Annotated in this window: 18 protein-coding genes; 10 read left to right on the top strand and 8 right to left on the bottom strand. The window is 64.4% G+C overall.

The window, feature by feature from the left end; translation table 11 throughout:
* Positions 1-107 precede the first annotated feature (107 nt).
* From FJ428_RS07530 to FJ428_RS07545, 4 genes are all read left to right on the top strand, one after another.
* On the top strand, positions 108-1,112 hold the full coding sequence (locus FJ428_RS07530) for a MoxR family ATPase (protein WP_140496049.1): 1,005 nt from the start codon (positions 108-110) through the stop codon (positions 1,110-1,112).
* The gene (locus tag FJ428_RS07535; protein WP_140657067.1) at positions 1,112-2,125 is read left to right on the top strand and encodes a DUF58 domain-containing protein; all 1,014 of its coding nucleotides are present in this window, start codon (positions 1,112-1,114) and stop codon (positions 2,123-2,125) included. Before FJ428_RS07530 ends, FJ428_RS07535 begins: the two co-directional genes overlap by 1 nt.
* Entirely contained in the window at positions 2,122-4,944 is a 2,823-nt protein-coding gene (locus tag FJ428_RS07540) for a DUF4159 domain-containing protein (protein ID WP_140879181.1), read from the top strand. Before FJ428_RS07535 ends, FJ428_RS07540 begins: the two co-directional genes overlap by 4 nt.
* 63 nt (positions 4,945-5,007) lie before the next feature.
* Complete coding sequence (locus FJ428_RS07545) at positions 5,008-7,086, top strand: hypothetical protein (RefSeq protein ID WP_140496052.1); 2,079 nt, start codon at positions 5,008-5,010, stop codon at positions 7,084-7,086.
* A 103-nt stretch (positions 7,087-7,189) separates the two neighbouring features.
* Here the strand turns inward: FJ428_RS07545 and clpS are convergent, their stop codons facing one another.
* The 4 genes from clpS to FJ428_RS07565 form a co-directional block, all read right to left on the bottom strand.
* The gene (clpS, locus tag FJ428_RS07550) at positions 7,190-7,495 is read right to left on the bottom strand and encodes an ATP-dependent Clp protease adapter ClpS (RefSeq protein ID WP_140496053.1); all 306 of its coding nucleotides are present in this window, start codon (positions 7,493-7,495) and stop codon (positions 7,190-7,192) included.
* 100 nt (positions 7,496-7,595) lie between these two features.
* Positions 7,596-7,919 (bottom strand): hypothetical protein, encoded by a 324-nt coding sequence (locus FJ428_RS07555; protein WP_140496054.1) that lies wholly within the window; start codon positions 7,917-7,919, stop codon positions 7,596-7,598.
* A 211-nt stretch (positions 7,920-8,130) separates the two neighbouring features.
* Positions 8,131-8,364 (bottom strand): hypothetical protein, encoded by a 234-nt coding sequence (locus FJ428_RS07560; protein ID WP_140496055.1) that lies wholly within the window; start codon positions 8,362-8,364, stop codon positions 8,131-8,133.
* A gap of 38 nt (positions 8,365-8,402) precedes the next feature.
* Positions 8,403-8,705, bottom strand: a complete 303-nt coding sequence (locus tag FJ428_RS07565; RefSeq protein WP_140556114.1) for a hypothetical protein — start codon at positions 8,703-8,705, stop codon at positions 8,403-8,405.
* Positions 8,706-8,985: 280 nt separating this feature from the next.
* Here FJ428_RS07565 and FJ428_RS07570 point away from each other — a divergent pair, with 280 nt between their 5' ends.
* Both FJ428_RS07570 and FJ428_RS07575 read left to right on the top strand, forming a co-directional pair.
* Positions 8,986-9,702 carry a response regulator transcription factor gene (locus FJ428_RS07570; RefSeq protein WP_140561408.1) on the top strand — a complete coding sequence of 239 codons (717 nt, stop codon included), beginning with the start codon at positions 8,986-8,988 and terminating at the stop codon, positions 9,700-9,702.
* Positions 9,699-11,108 carry an ATP-binding protein gene (locus tag FJ428_RS07575; protein WP_140496058.1) on the top strand — a complete coding sequence of 470 codons (1,410 nt, stop codon included), beginning with the start codon at positions 9,699-9,701 and terminating at the stop codon, positions 11,106-11,108. The genes FJ428_RS07570 and FJ428_RS07575 overlap by 4 nt, the downstream gene beginning before the upstream one ends.
* A gap of 15 nt (positions 11,109-11,123) precedes the next feature.
* Here FJ428_RS07575 and choV read toward each other — a convergent pair whose 3' ends face one another.
* The 4 genes from choV to FJ428_RS30870 all read right to left on the bottom strand — a co-directional run bounded on the left by choV (position 11,124) and on the right by FJ428_RS30870 (position 14,394).
* Entirely contained in the window at positions 11,124-12,305 is a 1,182-nt protein-coding gene (gene choV, locus FJ428_RS07580) for a choline ABC transporter ATP-binding protein (RefSeq protein ID WP_140631799.1), read from the bottom strand.
* Entirely contained in the window at positions 12,302-13,156 is an 855-nt protein-coding gene (gene choW, locus FJ428_RS07585) for a choline ABC transporter permease subunit (RefSeq protein ID WP_140567114.1), read from the bottom strand. The genes choV and choW overlap by 4 nt, the downstream gene beginning before the upstream one ends.
* 139 nt (positions 13,157-13,295) lie before the next feature.
* Positions 13,296-14,231, bottom strand: coding sequence for a choline ABC transporter substrate-binding protein (locus FJ428_RS07590; RefSeq protein ID WP_140496061.1), 936 nt, complete (start codon positions 14,229-14,231; stop codon positions 13,296-13,298).
* A gap of 37 nt (positions 14,232-14,268) precedes the next feature.
* The gene (locus FJ428_RS30870; RefSeq protein ID WP_263483040.1) at positions 14,269-14,394 is read right to left on the bottom strand and encodes a hypothetical protein; all 126 of its coding nucleotides are present in this window, start codon (positions 14,392-14,394) and stop codon (positions 14,269-14,271) included.
* 75 nt (positions 14,395-14,469) lie between these two features.
* On the opposite strand from FJ428_RS30870, the gene FJ428_RS07595 reads away from it, so the two are divergent.
* From FJ428_RS07595 to FJ428_RS07610, 4 genes are all read left to right on the top strand, one after another.
* Positions 14,470-15,081 (top strand): thymidine kinase, encoded by a 612-nt coding sequence (locus FJ428_RS07595; protein WP_140516940.1) that lies wholly within the window; start codon positions 14,470-14,472, stop codon positions 15,079-15,081.
* A gap of 136 nt (positions 15,082-15,217) precedes the next feature.
* Complete coding sequence (locus FJ428_RS07600) at positions 15,218-15,607, top strand: cytochrome c family protein (protein ID WP_140496063.1); 390 nt, start codon at positions 15,218-15,220, stop codon at positions 15,605-15,607.
* Between the two features lie 327 nt (positions 15,608-15,934).
* Positions 15,935-17,023, top strand: coding sequence for a hypothetical protein (locus tag FJ428_RS07605; RefSeq protein WP_140496064.1), 1,089 nt, complete (start codon positions 15,935-15,937; stop codon positions 17,021-17,023).
* Positions 17,024-17,063: 40 nt separating this feature from the next.
* The gene (locus FJ428_RS07610; RefSeq protein ID WP_140496065.1) at positions 17,064-18,209 is read left to right on the top strand and encodes a hypothetical protein; all 1,146 of its coding nucleotides are present in this window, start codon (positions 17,064-17,066) and stop codon (positions 18,207-18,209) included.
* The last annotated feature ends 8 nt before the right edge of the window (positions 18,210-18,217 follow it).

The following is an 18,217-nucleotide window of genomic DNA, read 5'->3' on the forward strand; positions in this document are numbered from 1 at the left end:
TTGTCAGCCTAACTCTGTGATTTAAATTTGAAGGCAGGCGCCAGACGGAGCCGAATCGCGGCATTCTGCGTCAAGCTGGTATTTCCAACCACAAGGATCGATGCTGCATGAGCGTGATGGTCAAGGAAAGCCCGATCAGCGAAAAAGACATGATCGCCGAGGCCGAGAAGGCGCTGGCCGACATTTCTAGGGTCCGCGACGGGGTCGGTCGCATCATCTTCGGCCAGGAAAGTGTCGTCGAACGCGCTCTGGTGGCGCTTCTGGCCGGCGGCCACGCGCTGCTGGTCGGCGTGCCGGGCCTCGCCAAGACCAAGCTGGTCGAGACGCTGGGCATCGTGCTCGGCCTCGATTCGCGCCGCATCCAATTCACCCCCGACCTGATGCCCTCGGACATTCTCGGCTCCGAGGTGATGGAGCAGGACGAATTCGGCAAGCGCTCCTTCCGCTTCATTTCCGGGCCGATCTTCGCGCAGTTGCTGATGGCCGACGAGATCAACCGCGCCTCGCCGCGCACCCAGTCGGCGCTGCTGCAGGCCATGCAGGAGTATCACGTCACCATTGCCGGTGCCCGCCACGACCTGCCCTCGCCTTTCCATGTGCTCGCGACGCAAAACCCGCTGGAACAGGAAGGCACCTATCCGCTGCCCGAGGCACAGCTCGACCGTTTTTTGATGCAGGTCGACATCCTCTATCCCGAACTCGAGGCCGAGCGCCGCATCCTTTTGGAAACCACTGGGGTCGAGGACGCGAAGGCACAGAATGTGCTGCAGCCGGCGCGGCTGAGGGATATTCAGACGCTGATCCGCCGCATGCCGGTGCCTGAAAGCGTGGTCGAGGCAATCCTGGCCCTGGTGCGCTCGGCGCGCCCCGGCCAGGGCAATGCCGAAACCGACAGGCATGTCGCCTGGGGCCCGGGTCCCCGCGCCAGCCAGGCACTGATGCTGTGCACGAGGGCGCGCGCGCTCTATGATGGGCGGCTGGCGCCGTCGGTCGACGATGTGCGTGCTCTGGCCGAGCCGGTGCTCCAGCACCGCATGGCGCTGACCTTCGCCGCCCGCGCCGAAGGCACCAGCGTGCGCGATGTGGTGGCCAAGCTCGTGAAAGGGATTTGATGGCGCGCATCGGCGAGCTCCAGGCTCCGGCAGCGACGCGCGACGCGCTCGCCCGCGGCCGGTTGCGGGCTTCGCTCGTGCCCGACTTGCTGGTCGAGGCGCGCCGCATCGTCAACACCGTGATCGCCGGCTGGCATGGCCGCCGCAAGCGCGGCATCGGCGAGAATTTCTGGCAGTTCCGGCCCTATGTCGAAGGCGATTCCTCGCGCATCGACTGGCGCCGCTCGGCTCGCGACGACCACACCTATGTGCGCGACCGCGAATGGGAAGCTGCCCATACGGTGTGGCTGTGGGCCGACCCCTCACCGTCCATGCTCTACAAATCGACCGGTGCCGCCGTTTCCAAGCAATCGCGCGGCCTGGTGCTGGCGCTGGCCATGGCCGAGCTGCTGTCGCGCAGCGGAGAGCGCATCGCCTGGCCCGGCCTTACCGATCCGTTCACCGCCCGCAACGGCGCCGAGCGCATCGCCGCCCAGCTCATGCATGCCGGCGACTTGCCGGCCAAGCCCGATCTCTCCGGCATCCGCCGCTTCTGCGACATCGTCATCGCCAGTGATTTCCTCGACCCGGTCGAGGAAACCATGGCCTGGCTCGACGTGCTCGCCCGCCATGGCGTGCGCGCGCATCTGATCGAGGTCGCCGACCCGGCCGAGGAGACATTCCCCTATGCCGGCCGCACCGAATTCACCGACCCGGAGAGCGGCGAGAAGCTGACCGCCGGCCGCGCCGAGATGCTGGCCGATGAGTATCGCCTGCTCTATGGCGCCCGACGCCAGGAACTGGCCAGCTGGTGCAAACGGCTCGGCTGGAGCTTCACCGTCAACCACACCGATCGGCTGGCTTCCGACGCCCTGGTACGCCTGCACATGGCGATGACGGATGGCGGTCAGCCCGGGCTGACCGCTATTGGCCACGTCGGCATGATCGCCGGTGGCGATCAGCCCAGGCCGATCGCTGGCGATCGTGGCGGCATGATCGCTGGTGGCGATCAGCCAGGAAAGGCCGTCGCATGAGCTGGCTGCCGCTTTCCTTTGGCGCGCCCATGCTGCTGTGGGGTCTTTTGGCGCTGCCGGTGATCTGGTGGCTGCTCAGGCTGACCCCGCCCAGGCCGCAGACCGAGGTGTTTCCGCCGCTGAAGATCCTGGCGCGCGTGCTGAAGCGCGAGGAAACCCCGCAGCAGAGCCCCTGGTGGCTGACGCTGCTCAGGCTGCTGATGGCGGCGCTCATCGTCGCCGCCCTTGCCGAACCGGTCTTCAATCCGCGCGAGAAACTGCCGGCCGAGGGCGCGGCCCTGGCGCTGGTCGTCGACAATGGCTGGGCAAGCGCCGCCGACTGGAACAAGCGCATCGCAACCGCCGAGCGGCTGATCGCCGACGCCGGTTCGAACGGCGTGCCGGTCATCATCGCCTTCACCGCCGAAAAACCCAATGCCGAGATCGGCCCCTTCGATGCGGCCGCGGCGCTCGACCGCCTGCGCGCGGCAAAGCCGCGGCCGATCCCGACCGACCGGCCGGCGGTCTACGCCCGCGTCGCCGCCGCCCTGGAGCGCCTGCCGGGCGCCAGCGTCGCCGTGCTGGCCGACGGACTGGCGGCGAAGGGCGACGAGGCCGCCTTCAACACGCTCCTGTCCAAAAACGCCGCCCGCGCCGTGTGGGCCGTTGCCGACCGGATGTCGCTGACCGGCCTGACAGGCGCCGAGAACGACGTCGACGGTTTTGCCCTCACCGCCATCCGCGCGCCCGGCGATGCGGCCCCGGCGCAAGTCACCGCTGGCGCCTTCGACGACAAGGGCCGCCGCATCGCCGATGCGACGCTGACTTTCGCACCCGGCCAATCCACCGCCACCGGCACCATGGCGGTGCCGTTCGAGCTGCGCAACGATTTCGCCTCGATCGCGCTCGATGGCGAGCGTCAGGCGGGCGCGGTGCGCGTGCTGGACGAAAGCTCCAAGCGCCGCCGTGTCGGGCTCCTGTCGCAGGCCGAGGCCGACCAGGCGCAGCCGCTGCTATCGCCGCTCTACTATATCAGGCGCGCGCTCCAGCCCTTCGCCGACCTGGTCGAACCTTCCAGCGCCGACCTGGCCGACGCCATTCCGCAGATCCTCGACCAGAAGCCGGCGATGATCGTCATGGCCGATATTGGTACCATTCCCGCACAGATCAGGCCAAGGCTCGTCGACTGGGTTGAAAAGGGCGGCACCCTGGTGCGTTTCGCCGGGTCGCGGCTGGCCGCCGCCGGCAATGACGACGACCTGCTGCCGGTGCGTCTGCGCACCGGCGAACGCTCGCTCGGCGGCGCATTGTCATGGACCACGCCGCAGCCGGTCACCGAATTCCCCAAGGCTGGCCCCTTCGCCGATCTGGCGCCGCCGACCGAGGTGACCGTTTCCAGGCAGGTGCTGGCCGAACCGACGCCCGATATCGTCGAGCGCACCTGGGCAGCGCTTGCCGACGGCACGCCTCTGGTCACCGGCCTGAAGAAGGGCAAGGGCACGCTCGTGCTGTTCCACGTCACGCCCGAAGCAACCTGGTCGAACCTGCCGATCTCAGGCAGCTTCGTCGAGATGCTGCGCCGCATCGTGCAGCTGTCGCGCAACCAGGGAGCCGCCATCGCCAATGCCGAAGCCGCCGCCACCTCGCTGGCGCCCTACCGCATGATAGCGGCCGACGGAATGCTGGTGCCGCCGACGCCGGATGCGCGCCCGCTGGTGCCGGGCGCCGGTACACTGCCGGTGACCTTCGAAAACCCGCCCGGCCTCTATGGCTCGGAAGCCGGCGTTTTCGCCCACAATTTGCTCGATGCGACAAGCACGCTTGCGCCGCTGGCGCGCCCGCAAATCACTGTCCCGGTCACCACAATTCAGTATGCCTTTGACGAATCGCGTAATTTGAAGGGCGCGCTGGTGGCCGCCGCGCTGGCGCTGATGGTGCTCGATACGCTGGCGGTGTTCTGGATGGGCGGCCTGTTGACGCGCAGGCCGCGCCGCGCTGCGGCCGTAACCACCATGGCGGCCATTCTGATCGGGCTCGGCGCGCTGTTCGGCCATGTCGGCCCCGCGCGCGCCGACGATGCCAAGCCTGGCGACACCGCCGCGATAGAGGACATCTCCAAGACCCGGATAGCCTATGTGCTGACTGGCGTGCCCGGCGACGATTCGATCAGTCGCGCCGGGCTCGAGGGCCTGACCCGCTTCCTCATCGAGAAGACCGCGCTCGAGCCGGGCGCGCCGGCCGGCGTCGACATCTCCAAGGACGAGCTTTCGTTCTTTCCCCTCATCTATTGGCCGATCGATCCGGCCGCAGCCATGCCCAGCCAGGCCGCGATTGCCCGTATCGATGCCTATATGCAGCAGGGCGGCACCGTGCTGTTCGACACGCGCGACCAGTTCGCCAACGGCATCGGCGCCGACTCGACCAGCCCCGCCACCGAGCGGCTGCGCGACATCCTCGGCAACCTCAACGTGCCGCCGCTGGAGCCGGTGCCGTCGGATCATGTTCTGACCAAATCCTTCTTCATTCTGCCCGAATTCCCTGGCCGCTTCGCCGGCAGCCCGCTCTGGGTCGAGGCATCGCTCGACGCCAGCAATGCCGAAAACCGGCCGGTGCGTACCGGTGACGGCGTCTCGCCGATCATGATCACCGCCAATGATTTTGCTGGCGCCTGGGCCGTCGACGAGAATGGCGACCCGCTGCTGCCGACCGTGCCCAACGATCCGATGCAGCGCATCTATGCGCTGCGCGCCGGGGTCAACATCATGATGTACATGCTGACCGGCAACTACAAATCCGACCAGGTGCACGTGCCCATATTGCTTGAACGGTTGGGCCAGTAAGATGACGCTCCTTCTTGCGCCCGCCCCGCGGATCGGCCCTCCCTGCAAGGGGGAGGGTAAGACGTGAACTGGTCGATCTCCTTCGAACCGCTGATCTCCTGGCCGCTGCTGGCCCTGGTGCTGGTGCCGCTGGCCCTGCTCGCGGCCGTCGGCCTGTGGTTTCGCCAGCGCGGCGCGGTCCTGCGCCTCGTCGCATTGCTGGCGCTCGCCGCCGCTCTCTTCAATCCGGTGTTCCTCAACGAGGAGCGCGAGCCGCAGCAAAGCGTGGTTGCCCTGATCGTCGACCGGAGCCAGAGCCAGGACATCGGTGAACGGACCAAACAGACCGACGAGGCGCTGGCCGGGCTTGAGCAGCGCCTCGGCCGCTTCAAGCAGTTCGACGTCCGCGTCGTCGAGGCCGGCAAGTCGGAAGCCGCCGAGGAACGCACGGAAACGCGGCTGTTCGGCGCGCTCGAAAACGCCTTCCGCGACGTGCCGCCCTCGCGCATCGGCGGCGCCGTCATGATAACCGATGGCGAAGTGCATGACGCACCCGCCGGCGCGCCTGATTTCAATGCCCCGCTGCACGCCTTGATCACCGGCAACGACCACGAGAAGGATCGCCGCATACGTTTCGAGAACGCGCCCCGCTTCGCCCTCGTCGGCAAGCCGCTCGATATGACCTATCGCGTCATTTCAACCAGCAACGAAACCGGGCCGGTCGATGTGCGCGTTTCGGTCAATGGCGAGCAGGTCGCTGTCGAGCATGCCACCGTCGGCCAGGCCATGCCGCTGCACGTGACCATTCCCGGCGCTGGGCGCAACATCATCGAACTCGCCATCGATCGCGAGCCGGGCGAGCTCACCGACACCAACAACCGCGCCATCGCGCTGGTCGACGGCATTCGCGAGAACCTGCGCGTGCTGCTCGTCTCTGGCGAGCCGCATGCGGGCGAGCGCACCTGGCGCAATCTGTTGAAATCCGACGCCTCGGTCGATCTCGTCCATTTCACCATCCTGCGGCCACCGGAGAAGCAGGACGGCACGCCGATCAACGAATTGTCGCTGATCGCCTTCCCGACGCGGGAACTGTTCGTCGAGAAGATCAAGGATTTCGACCTGATCATCTTCGACCGCTACCAGCACCGCGACGTGCTGCCGATCCTCTATTACGACTACATCTCCGAATATGTCGAAAAAGGCGGCGCGCTGCTGATTGCGGCCGGACCCGAATATGCCGGTGAAAGCTCGATCGCGCGCACGCCGCTGATGTCGGCGCTGCCGGCGATGCCGACCGGCGAGGTCGTCGACAAGGCGTTCTACCCACGCCTCACCGACATCGGCCAGCGCCATCCGGTGACGCGCGGTCTCGACGGTTCTGCCAGCGAGCCGCCGCACTGGAGCCGCTGGTTCCGCACCATAGGCGTGCAGAATCCCGAAGGCGAGGTGGTGATGAAGGGGGCCGACAACCGGCCGCTGCTCCTGCTCGACCGCAAGGGAGAAGGCCGCGTCGGCATGCTTCTGTCCGACCAGGGCTGGCTGTGGGCGCGCGGCTTCGAAGGCGGCGGCCCGCATGTCCAGCTCTACCGCCGCATCGCCCACTGGCTGATGAAGGAGCCAGAGCTCGAGGAGGAACGGCTGACCGCCGACGGGCGCGGCATGGTGCTGGAAATCCGCCGCCAGACCATGGCCGACGACCCCGGCCCGGCCCAGATCATTACGCCCTCCGGCAAGACCATTACCGTCAAGCTCGAGAAATCCGAACCCGGTGTCTTCCTGGGCAGCGCCCAGACCTCCGAGATCGGCCTTTACCAGGTCGGCAATGGCGACCTTACCGCGCTCGCCCATGTCGGGCCGGTCAACGCACCCGAATTCGCCGACGTCGTTTCCACGCAGGACCGGCTGAAGGCTCCCGCCGAAGCCACCGGCGGCAGCGTTCGCAGGCTTGCGGGATCGACCCTTGGAGGCGGCGACGTGACCTTGCCCTCGATCGTCCCCGTACGGTCCTCGGGCGAAGCGTCCGGCGCCGACTGGATCGGCCTGCGCACCACCGACGACAGCGTACTCAAGGCGGTCTCGCGCGTGCCGCTGTTCGGCGGCTTCCTCGGTCTCGGCCTGCTGCTGCTGGCGATGGGTTCGATGTGGTACCGCGAAGGGCGGTAGCTTCCTTCTCCCCGTCACTATACGGGGAGAAAGACGCTGTCGCGGATGGTTTCGCCAATTATCGGCGTTGCGAAGGGAGCCAAGGCTATGAAGGAGCCCTGCTCTACTCCTCCGGCTCCGTCGTGAACATCAGCGGATAGCCCTTGGCCTTGCCGGCGTCGGTGGCCCGTGTCGCCTTTGTCTCGGCGACGTCCTTGGTGAAGACGGCGACGACGCAGACGCCGCGCCGATGCGCCGTGATCATCACCCGATGCGCCTGGTCTTCGCTGAGCTTGAACTCGCCCTTCAGCACCGTCACCACGAATTCACGCGGCGTGAAATCGTCATTGAGCAGGATGACCTTGTAGAGCTTCGGCCGCTCGGTCTTGGGTAGGGTCTGCGTACGGGGTTTTGTCGTGATTTCAGGCATGGGAACCGGCAATTGCGCGAGCCTCGGCTACGCCCCTATTTTCGCACGGGCGAAAGCGAGCGTCCAATCACAGAGCTATGTGGGAAGTGCGGCCCGCGGTTCAACGGCCCTGGCGGCCGAAGCCGCTCCGGGAGGGCAAGTTTCCGGCAGCATCCGACCGGCGTTCCATCCAGGATGCGACCGGCCAGGCGACGACGCAGATCAGCGTCACGCTGGCAAGTGCGATGAGCAGCCAGGTCTGCGCGGGCGTGATGTAATCCCAGTCGGTGGAAATCACAGGCGCGAACAGTGACGGCTCGGTGCGGCCGCTGGCCGGATCCGGCACGGGACTGGCGGTGAACAGGATCATAAGCCGGGCGGCGCCGGTGGCGACCAGGCTGCCGAACACGATCGAGCGCAGAATGGACGAAAGCCGCCTCTTCATGCGGATTGTCCTACGGCGCCGGCCTTGCAATCGGGTTAAGGCCGATCGAGACAAAGCCGCCGGCGCCGGCTTCGGCCACATCGTTCGGACCTGTCCGTTCGCTTCACTGCCGATACACGGCCTTCGGCTTTTTCGGACAGGAAGAAGGCCGCTCCAGCAAAACGCGACTGGAGCGGCCTTGTCATAAGGCAGGCAGTGTGCCCGACCTGGATTAAGCCTTCGGAGCGACCTTCTTGTCGGTCTTCTTGACAGTCTTCTTCGCCTTCTTGTGCTTCTTGGCAACGACCTTCTTCACCGGAGGCTTGGCGGTCGTGGTCGCCGGAGCGGTGGTCGTCGAGGAAGCAGCCGGAGCGGCGGTCGTGGTGGCAGCGGCGTTGCCGAGAGCCGGCATGGCGAAGGCGAGAGCAACGGCGAGACCGGTGGCGGAGAGGATGGACTTTTTCATGGCTTCATTTCCTTTTCATGCGGGTCGGGTTTCGAGTGTCACTGAACCGGGTCGTTCGGTGTCACCCCCAGCAACTTCAAAGCGTTGGCGAGCATCCGGATACCCTGTGCCTGTTTCTTGGCGGCGCAGTACCGGTTGCCCTTTCTCTGAAGTGCCTTTGCCGCGGTGACCTGCGTTGCCGTGGCATGGGTTTCGAGGGCTTCATCGAATTGGTGGCTGAGATTGGCACACCGCTCGGTCCGGGTGGTGGGCGTCACTTTTGCATCCGATTGTCCAGCAGCGGCTGTGACGAGCGAAATGCCCATCAACGCACCCAACAAACTGATCGACAACCTTGGCATCGGTTAATCCGTGAACCCGGAGACTTGCGTCGCGGCCAAATGACCTGACCGCCACGGCACCGTTATGCCGGCCTAGTTTTTCAGGAGTTTTTCCCGATTATAGAATTTTGTTTCTGGATTGTGTCTGTGCGCCCCGGCGGGAGGCCTCCAGCGCATTCGGTGTGGAGATTGCCAGATTTACCTTGCCTTGAAATCCAAGGCACTGGCCAACATATGGCCCGAATTCTATCGTGTGGGTGGCCGCCTGCCGGCTTGGCAGGTCAACGAAGACAGGATCCCCGTGAAATCCGACGCACACATACTGATCGTCGACGACGACAAGGGCATTCGCGACCTGCTGCAGGAGTTCTTCCAGAAGCGCGGCCTGCACACATCGGTTGCCGCCGACGGCACCGAGATGGAAACGATCCTGCGCCGTGCACAGGTCGATCTCATCGTGCTCGACGTCATGCTGCCCGGCAGGAGCGGGCTGGAACTGTGCCGTGACATCCGGGCCCAGTATTCGACGCCGATCATCATGTTGACCGCCGTCACCGAGACGACAGACCGCGTGGTTGGCCTCGAGATGGGCGCCGACGACTATGTGCCCAAACCTTTCGACCCCCGCGAATTGCTGGCCCGCATACGCGCCGTGCTGCGGCGCAACGGTGCCCCCGAGCCCAAACGCGTCACATCGAAGCAGATCTACCGCTTCGCCGGCTGGACGATGGATTGTTCGCGGCGCCGGCTGACCGCGCCCGACGATGTCAGGGTCGAACTGACCATGGCGGAGTTCAATCTGTTGCAGACCTTCGTCAAGAGCGCACAGCGCGTGCTGACCCGCGACCAGCTCATCGAACTCTCCGGCGGCGATAGCGATTATTCCTTCGACCGCAGCATCGACATCCTGGTCAGCCGGCTGCGGCGCAAGATGGAAGATGACCCCAAGACGCCCAAGCTGATCCTGACGGTGCGCAGCGGCGGCTATCAGTTCCTCCCCGAAACGACTTCCGAATGAGACGTTTCCTGCCGCAGACCCTGCCTGTGTGGGTGCTGCTGATCGTCATTGCCGGCCTGTTGATCAGTCAGGTCGCGACGCTCTACATCGTGTCGCGCGACCGCGCGGCCGCCAATGACGTGGTCGATCTCTACCGCCTCAACGACCGCGCCTATTCGCTGGTGCAGCTGATGCATGCCGCCACGCCCGAGGAGCGCAAGGCGACCGCATCCGGCCTGTTCAACGCCACCTACGCTCTCACGGTTTCAGACACCCCCGCGGTCACCTCGTCGATCGCCGGCGACGATGAACTCGCCGAGCTGGAAGACATTCTCGTTGGACGGCTGTCGAAGTTCGGCGTCACCGACGCGCGCGTCCGGCGCGATCCGGCGACGCAGGAATCCGACAGCCCCGGTGGCGAGGTCATGAACAGGGACGTCGGCCAGGTGGAACGCGATCTCCTGGTGCTGGCGGCGAATTTCGCCCAGAGTGACAAGCTGACCGCCTCGCTGCGCTTCGCCGACGGCCAATGGCTGAACTTCACCGAGCCGATCACGCCGGTCGGCCCGATCCTGAGCTTCGACAGCCTGCCGCTCTATTCGCTGATAGCGGGGCTGGTGGTGATCATGTCGATCTGGTCGCTGCGCCGGCTGACCGCGCCCTACCGGATGATGGAAACCGCCGTGAACCGGATCGGCAATGACCTCAAGAGCCCGCCGATCGCCGAAAGCGGCAGCCGCGAGGTGCGCGCCGCCGCCAAGGCGATCAACGCCATGCAGGCGAGATTGCGTGAATATGTCGAGGACCGTGAGCACCTGGCCGCCGCGCTGGCGCACGACCTGCGCACGCCGATGACCAGGATGCGGCTGCGCCTGGAACTGTTGCGCAAGTCGGCGGTTCGCGAGGCGCTGGCGCACGATCTCGCCGATGTCGAGAGCATCGCCAGTTCGGTCATCGACTTCGCCACTTTCGAGGTGAACGAGGAAAAGAGCGAGCGCATTGACTTTTGGTCGCTGGTGGAATCGATCGCCGACGGCTACGCCGAGGTCTCCTTCGACAATGATGATACGCGCTCGCGCGGCCTGATCTGCATGGCGCGACCGGTCGCGCTCAAGCGCTGCGTCACCAATCTTGTGCAAAATGCAGTTACCTACGGCAAGAAGGCGCATCTCAGCCTGTACCGGTCGGGCGACATGATCACGCTGGCCATACGCGACGAGGGGCCGGGTATTCCGCAAGCCCAGATCGACGCCGTGTTCGGATCTTTCGTGCGCCTGGAACAGTCCCGCAACCGCCAGACCGGCGGCCTCGGCCTCGGCCTCACCATCGCCCGCAACATCGCGCGTGCCGCCGGCGGCGAGATCCGCCTGTCCAACCATCCGGACGGCGGCCTGCTGACGGAGCTGCGCCTGCCGCTGGCGACTTGAGACGCGACTGAGGGATTACCGCCGCAGCACCGCGCTCAGCACGTCCCTGATGCCGATCGCGCCGACGAAGCGCGACTGGTCATCGAACAGCGCCACGGGCGCAGTCTGCGACCGGTGCATGGCCAGCATCACGGTCTTCAGCGACGTTCCGGGATTGGCCCAGAACACCTGGGCCGCTTCCTCGGGCTGGCCTTCGACGTCGGCGCAGGACACCCATACCGCCGGCTTGCCGTCACGCTCAGCCGCCGCCACAAGGCCATGGTCGTCGATCTTGAAGCGCGTCGTCTTGCGCCGGTCGAGCCACACCCAGCCGTCCTTGCCCTGTTCGAGATCGCGGCGATCGCGCATCACGTTCCAGGCGGTCAGCACCGACAGCGGATTCACATTGGCGATGAAGTCGCGGACATAATCGTTGGCGGGCTTGAGCACGATGTCCTCCGCCGCGCCGGTCTGCACGATGCGTCCACCCTCCATGATTGTGATGTGGCTGCCGATCTTCAGCGCTTCCTCGAGGTCGTGGCTGACGAAGATGATGGTCTTCTTCAGTTCGGCCTGCAGCTGCAGCAACTCGTCTTGCAGCTTGGTGCGGATCAGCGGGTCGAGCGCCGAGAACGGCTCGTCCATCAGAAGGATCGGCGCCTCGGTGGCGAAGGCGCGCGCCAACCCGACGCGCTGCTGCATGCCACCCGAAAGCTCATGCGCGTATTTCTTCGACCACTGCTCGAGATTGACCAGCTTGAGCTGCCTGTGGACGCGCTCCTTGCGCTCGGCATCCGGCACGCCGGCAAGTTCGAGGCCAAGCCCGACATTCTCTTCCACCGTCCGCCACGGCAGCAGGCCGAACTGCTGGAACACCATCGCAACCTGCTTCTGCCGCAGGCGCCGCAAGGTAGCCTCGTCGCAGGTGACGACATCGACGGTGCGGTCGCCATCCTTGACCAGAACCTGGCCGCGCGAGACGACGTTCAGGCGATTGACCGCTCTCAGCAGTGTCGACTTGCCCGAGCCGGACAGACCCATGAGGACGGAAATCTCGCCCTCATGCACGGTAAGGCTGGCGCCGGCACAACCGAGCACATTGCCGGTCTGCTCGAGGATCTCGGCGCGCGTCGCGCCCTTGTCGATCAGCGCCAGCGAACCCGCCTGGTCGGCGCCGAAGACGATATCGACGTTCCTGAAATCGACGGCGACGGTCATTTCTTGCCTCCAACGCCAATGCGGGTCATGCGGTCGAGCACGATGGCGAGCACGACAATGGCGAGCCCGGCCTCGAGGCCGAGATCGATGCGGCGCGAACCGAGCGCGCGGTTGATCTCGGTGCCGAGCCCGCCGGCGCCGATCAGCGCTGCGAACACCACCATCGACAGCGACAGCATGATCGACTGGGTCAGGCCCGCCATGATGGTGGGCAGCGCCGAGGGCAGTTCGACCTTCCACAGCAGCTGGCTCCTGGTGGCGCCGAACGCCTCGCCGGCCTCGATGATCGATTTGGGCACGGAGACGACGCCGAGATGCGTGAGCCGGACCGCGGTCGGGATGACGAAGATGATGGTGACGATGAGGCCGGGCGCGTTGCCAAGGCCGAACAGGGTCAGCACCGGGATCAGGTAGACGAAGGTCGGCAGCGTCTGCATCAGGTCGAGCACCGGCAGCATGAAGCGGTAGACCTTCGGCTTGTGCGCCGCCCAGATGCCGAGCGGCACGCCGATGGCCATCGCCATGGCGGCGGCGGCCACGACCAGCACCAGCGTCTGCACCGTCTGCTTCCACAGGTTCTGGTTGATGATGAAGATCAGGCCGAGGAAGACGCCGATGGCGAGCGGGCGCGAACGCTGCAGCAACCAGGCGATGATGGCGATGATGAGCGCCAGCAGCACCGGCGGCACGACCAGCAGGAGGTCGACCAGGCTGTCGAGAATGAAGTTCAGGCCGTTGGAAAAGGCCCTGAAGACGGTGTCGAAATTGTCGGTGAGGAACCCGAAGAACGCCTTGCCCCATGGGCCGATGGGAATCTTGTAGCTGACCAGGAATTTGGAAATCGGATCCATCTTGCCCCCTCTCCTACCGGCATCGCTTTGCCGCGGTGTCCGCTGTCGTCACGTCATCTTCTCACAGCATATGAAAAAGGGCAGCCTTTTCCAGTGGCTGCCCTTTTGTTCTCACGCGTGCATGCCGAAGTCAGTCGGCTCAGCTCCCCAGTGCGGTCTTGATGGCCGCTGCCGCATCGCCGCCGTCGAAGGTGGTCACGCCGGCGATCCAGGGTGTCACGGCATCCGGATTTTTCTTCAGCCAGTCGGTGGCGACAGTCTGGGCGTCGCCGCCCTTGAGGATGGCGTCCATCAACTGGCCTTCCATGTCCAGGTTGAACTTGAGGTTGGCAATGAGCTTGCCGGCGTTCGGGCATTCGGTGGTGTAGCCCTTGCGCACATTGGTGTGGACGGTGGCGGCACCGAAGCCGCTGTCGCCCATGCCGTCGAGATAGGTGATCTTCATGGCGCCCATCACCGGGTGCGGCGTCCAGCCGAGGAAGGCGATCCACTCATTGTTCTTCATCGACTGCTCGGCCTGCGTCAGCATGCCGGCCTCCGAGGATTCGACCAGTTCGAAGCCTTCGAGATTGTCCTTCGGGTTCTTGATCATGTCGAGGATGATGCGGTTGCCGTCATTGCCGGCCTCGATGCCGTAGATCTTGCCGTCGAACTTGTCCTTGAACTTGCCGAGGTCGGTCAGTGTCTTGACGCCGGCATCCGCCACATAGGTCGGCACGACGATGCCGTAGCCGGCGCCGGTCAGGTTCGTGCTGATGGTCTCCACCGAACCGTCGGCCGTGTAGTCCTTGATGTCGTTGGTCATCGACGGCATCCAGTTGCCCAGGAAGACATCGAGGTCCTTGTTCTTCAGCGACGCCATCGTCACCGGCACCGACAGCTGGATTACCTGCGGCTCGTAGCCGAGCGCCGTGAGCAGCACCGAGGCGATGCCGGTCGTCGCCTGGATATCGGTCCATCCGACATCGGAAAGGCGTACCGCCTTGCAGCTAGCCGGATCCCCGGCGAAGGCAGCGCTCGTCGACAAGAAAGCCGCAAGGCCGAGGCCTGCGACGAAGGAATTCATACGCGACATGAACTTTCTCCCATTTCGATTCTTTGGCGAGGCGAAGTCACGGTTTTTGTGCCCGCCTTGTTTCGTCAGCCAAACACCATTCTCGTGCGGTTTCAAGCATTAAGGCAATCACGATCAACGGCGCTGGCTGGCCGATCAGCGACACGTCAGCCGCTTTTTCCATGCGAGCCGGCTTTTTTGGTGGAAGGCCTGCCAGGGGCCTTCCCCGGGCCCGGCCAAGTGGGCTTAAAAGGGCGCCATGGCCAAACTGTATTTCCACTACGCGACGATGAATGCGGGCAAGACGACGATGCTCCTGCAGGCGTCGTACAATTACCGCGAGCGCGGCATGACGACGATGCTGTTCGTCGCCGGCCACTACCGCAAGGGCGACACCGGCCTGATTTCGTCACGCATCGGACTGGAAACGGAAGCCGAGATGTTTCGTGACGGCGACGACCTGTTCGCCCGCGTCGCCGAACATCATCAGCACGGTGCCGTGCATTGCGTCTTCGTCGACGAGGCGCAGTTCCTCGAGGAGGAGCAGGTCTGGCAGCTCGCCCGGATCGCCGACCGGCTCGACATTCCGGTCATGTGCTATGGCCTGCGCACGGATTTCCAGGGCAAGCTGTTTTCCGGCTCGCGCGCGTTGCTGGCCATAGCCGATGAGCTGCGCGAAGTGCGCACCATCTGCCGCTGCGGCCGCAAGGCGACGATGGTGGTGCGCCTCGGCCCCGACGGCAAGGTCGCTCGGCAGGGCGAACAGGTGGCGATCGGCAAGGACGTCTATGTCTCGCTCTGCCGTCGCCATTGGGAAGAAGAAATGGGTCGCGCCGCCCCCGACGATTTCATCGGCTTTGTCGCGCCTTGACCGGGCTGTGGCATCACGGCCGCCACACTTGCCGCCATCGATCGGCTTTCGCGATCCCGCCACGATGCAGCGTTTGTTAAGGCCCCGGTCCTATTCTGCGTCCTCTCGTTCCAGCCAGAACTCGTCGGGGATAGCCATGTTTCGAGCCGCTTCGTCTGCCGCAGCCTTTCTGCTTGCCGGCGTCCTTGCCGCCCATGCCGGCGGCGATCCGGCACTGGGCAAGAGGGTCTTCAACCGATGCATGGCCTGCCATGAAGCAGCGAGCGACCGCGACAAGGTCGGCCCGCATCTGATGGGTGTCGTCGGCCGCGCCGCCGGCAGTGCCGAGAGCTTCCTCGGCCATTACTCCGAAGCGATGAAGAGTGCAGGCGCCGCCGGTCTCGTCTGGGACGAGGCCAACCTCGCCGAGTATCTGAAGGCGCCGCGGCAAAAAGTGCCCGGTAACAAGATGGCCTTTGCCGGCCTGAACAACGACGAGGACATCGCCAATGTCATCGCTTATCTGAAGGCCGATCCCAAGCCCTGAGCCAGGATTATTCCGTCCCCGCGATGGACGCCGAGCTGCCACCGTCCTCACCGCGCTCAATGCTCCGTCGGATTTCAGGCATTCGTGGCAGCGGGGGGACTGAATGCCTGGCCGACATCCGCCGACGTTGAAGTTCAATGACAGTTGAACCACGCGTATTCCAAACGATCCTTTCGCCATGATCGCGGATCGATTGCGTTTCAAGGGCGTGGGCAAGGTTTTTGTTTTCGAAGCGCCCCTGTCTTCACGTCTTTCAATCCCCTGAAGCCCCACATATATTCGCCGCTGTTCGCAATCAGCGACCTGATGCCGGAGCGGGAGGCCCTTATGGCGACATTGCAGAATTTCGATGCCGAAATTGCCAGGACCAAGCAGGTCGTCCAGGACATGCGCACCAAGATAGACCAGTCCGGCGCCGTGCTCGACAAACTTGCCACCGCCGACAAGAAGATCGGCGACGCCAATTTCGATATCGAGAACGCCCGCATCGAAGACGTGCTGAAGCAACAGAAGGTGATGGAAGGCAATATTGCCGACCTGATCATCGGGCTGGAGGACGCCACCAACGTTTTCGGCGCCGAGTTCGAGAGCATGAAGAACTACACCGGCTGGGAAAACTTCATCGGCATCTTCTCCAGCCAGCGCAAGCAGCGTCTGCGCACCGACCGCGTCCGCAACATGTCACTGGCGGGCAACCTGCAGGAATTGCTGGCCAAGTCCGACACCATCGTCGGCATATTGAAGGCGCAGAAAGAAGTCCTCGACCAGCGCTACAAGACCTCCGAGACCAGCCTGTCGCAGGTTATCGAGCGCCGCAAGGCCACCATGTCCAACCTGGAAACCGTGCAGAAGCGCATCGAGGAGCTCAATCCGATGCTGCTCGACATCGAAAACAAGATCGCGGCCTCCACCAGCCAGAAGGAACGCACGCAGCTCGAAGGCGAACGTTCCAAGCTCGCCACGGAATACAATGAGAAGCAGGCCAAGGAACAGGAGTTGCTGGCCGAGAGCCAGACGCTGGAGCGCTACACCTCGATGTTCCAGACCTTCGTCGATTCGCTCAACAACCAGATCGCCGCACAGTCGACCCTGATCAACAAGCTGACCATCGACACCGAGCAGCGCATCGTTCTCTACAAGGCGCTGGAGGATTCGCTGAAAACCGCGGCTCAGCAGGACGTCGCCCACAAGATCAACACGCTGGGCAGCCAGGTCGACAACACCGCCGAGGAGACCATGGCCGGCATTGGTGCCGCCTCGCAGAAGCACATTGGCGACCTGCTCGAGATGCACGAGAAGAACATGGTGGCCACCGCCGACATCCAGCGCCGCAAGAAGCTGGCCGACGACGCCTTCGCCCGCCGTTTCGACGAAGTGCTGAAGAAGCACAATTCGGCCAATTACGTGCAGTCGTAATTGCCGCCCGCACCGGTGCGACAATGCCATGGCCAATAGCATGACCTCCGAAAACGACGCGGCGGCGCGGTATTTCTCGGCAATCACGGCAGCGCTCAGCGGGCTGGAAGTGTTCATGCGCGACGATCGCTCGCCGCTCTACCGGCACGGCATCGTCGCCAAGATCGTCGCCGAATACATCGCCCGGCTCGACAAGTCGTTCTCCTGCTGGCGCAACCGGCTGGGCTTCATGGACACGTTCCGCATTTCGCGCGCCGAAAGCGGATTCCCGGTGTTCCAGAACCTGCTTGAGCTCGAAAATGACCGCCGCCAGGCTGACACGCGGCTCGCCAACATCCCGCTGGCCGACGAATTGCGCGAGGAGATGGCCGACTTCATCCTGCGCCACAAGGAATTCCCCCAAGCGCTGCAGAAGTCGATGGCCGAGAGGCTTTATCTCGAGGACGTCAAGAGCGAGCAGACCTTCGGCCCCTTCACCCTGGCGCAGACGGCCAAGGTTTCCGTCAATCCGAAGACGGCGCGGCCCTACTACCTGGTCCATTGGGCGACCTTCGACGGCAGCGCCAACCTGCCGCTGGTCTACATGGTGACGGTGGAAGATTCCTCCGAAGACATGATCCGCCAGCTCGTCGACCGCAATGGCAAGCTCAACGACCAGATCGACATTCCATTGCCAGTCGATGGCCTGCTCAATCCCGAGCTTGCCCATCGCTTCGACGATTTCACCGAAAAGAACTCGGCCTATACGCTGTCGCCGGCAACGATCGCGGTCAACCTCGACAAGGATTTCGAACCGCTCCACCCCAAGCAGTTGCGCCGCGTGGTGCTTGGCCCCTTCTATTCGGCCGGGATCACCGACAACAATTCTACGGTGACCGAGGTTCTGGCCAAGGTGCGCAAGCCGGAGAACGCCTGGCTGCTGACCTGGACCATCCAGGAGGTCTACTCCAAGGGCGAAAAACCCGGCCGCAGGGGGCTGTTTTCGAGCGAGAAGACGACGCAGGAGTTCTTCATCAACACCGACGACCTCGAGGCCGCGCGCCAGGGCGTGTCGAGCTATGAGAACCACGCATTGATCCCGCACGAGGCCTACCAGGCGCTCTATGCCGCCGGCGAAGCGCAGAAGATCTTTTCCGGCTACAAGGTTCACATCCTGTCGAATGGGCAGGTCATCTCGGACGTCTGACCGTCACA

It is taken from the genome of Mesorhizobium sp. B2-8-1 (genome assembly GCF_006440955.1).
Classification (GTDB): Bacteria; Pseudomonadota; Alphaproteobacteria; order Rhizobiales; family Rhizobiaceae; genus Mesorhizobium.

Bases quoted from the DNA above. Each gene is read 5' to 3' on its own strand.
- FJ428_RS07530 (WP_140496049.1), top strand. From the start codon at position 108: ATGAGCGTGATGGTCAAGGAAAGCCCGATCAGCGAAAAAGACATGATC.
- FJ428_RS07535 (WP_140657067.1), top strand. From the start codon at position 1,112: ATGGCGCGCATCGGCGAGCTCCAGGCTCCGGCAGCGACGCGCGACGCG.
- FJ428_RS07540 (WP_140879181.1), top strand. From the start codon at position 2,122: ATGAGCTGGCTGCCGCTTTCCTTTGGCGCGCCCATGCTGCTGTGGGGT.
- clpS (WP_140496053.1), bottom strand. From the start codon at position 7,495: ATGCCTGAAATCACGACAAAACCCCGTACGCAGACCCTACCCAAGACC.
- FJ428_RS07555 (WP_140496054.1), bottom strand. From the start codon at position 7,919: ATGAAGAGGCGGCTTTCGTCCATTCTGCGCTCGATCGTGTTCGGCAGC.
- FJ428_RS07560 (WP_140496055.1), bottom strand. From the start codon at position 8,364: ATGAAAAAGTCCATCCTCTCCGCCACCGGTCTCGCCGTTGCTCTCGCC.
- FJ428_RS07565 (WP_140556114.1), bottom strand. From the start codon at position 8,705: ATGCCAAGGTTGTCGATCAGTTTGTTGGGTGCGTTGATGGGCATTTCG.
- FJ428_RS07575 (WP_140496058.1), top strand. From the start codon at position 9,699: ATGAGACGTTTCCTGCCGCAGACCCTGCCTGTGTGGGTGCTGCTGATC.
- choV (WP_140631799.1), bottom strand. From the start codon at position 12,305: ATGACCGTCGCCGTCGATTTCAGGAACGTCGATATCGTCTTCGGCGCC.
- choW (WP_140567114.1), bottom strand. From the start codon at position 13,156: ATGGATCCGATTTCCAAATTCCTGGTCAGCTACAAGATTCCCATCGGC.
- FJ428_RS07590 (WP_140496061.1), bottom strand. From the start codon at position 14,231: ATGTCGCGTATGAATTCCTTCGTCGCAGGCCTCGGCCTTGCGGCTTTC.
- FJ428_RS30870 (WP_263483040.1), bottom strand. From the start codon at position 14,394: ATGGAAAAAGCGGCTGACGTGTCGCTGATCGGCCAGCCAGCGCCGTTG.
- FJ428_RS07595 (WP_140516940.1), top strand. From the start codon at position 14,470: ATGGCCAAACTGTATTTCCACTACGCGACGATGAATGCGGGCAAGACG.
- FJ428_RS07600 (WP_140496063.1), top strand. From the start codon at position 15,218: ATGTTTCGAGCCGCTTCGTCTGCCGCAGCCTTTCTGCTTGCCGGCGTC.
- FJ428_RS07605 (WP_140496064.1), top strand. From the start codon at position 15,935: ATGGCGACATTGCAGAATTTCGATGCCGAAATTGCCAGGACCAAGCAG.
- FJ428_RS07610 (WP_140496065.1), top strand. From the start codon at position 17,064: ATGACCTCCGAAAACGACGCGGCGGCGCGGTATTTCTCGGCAATCACG.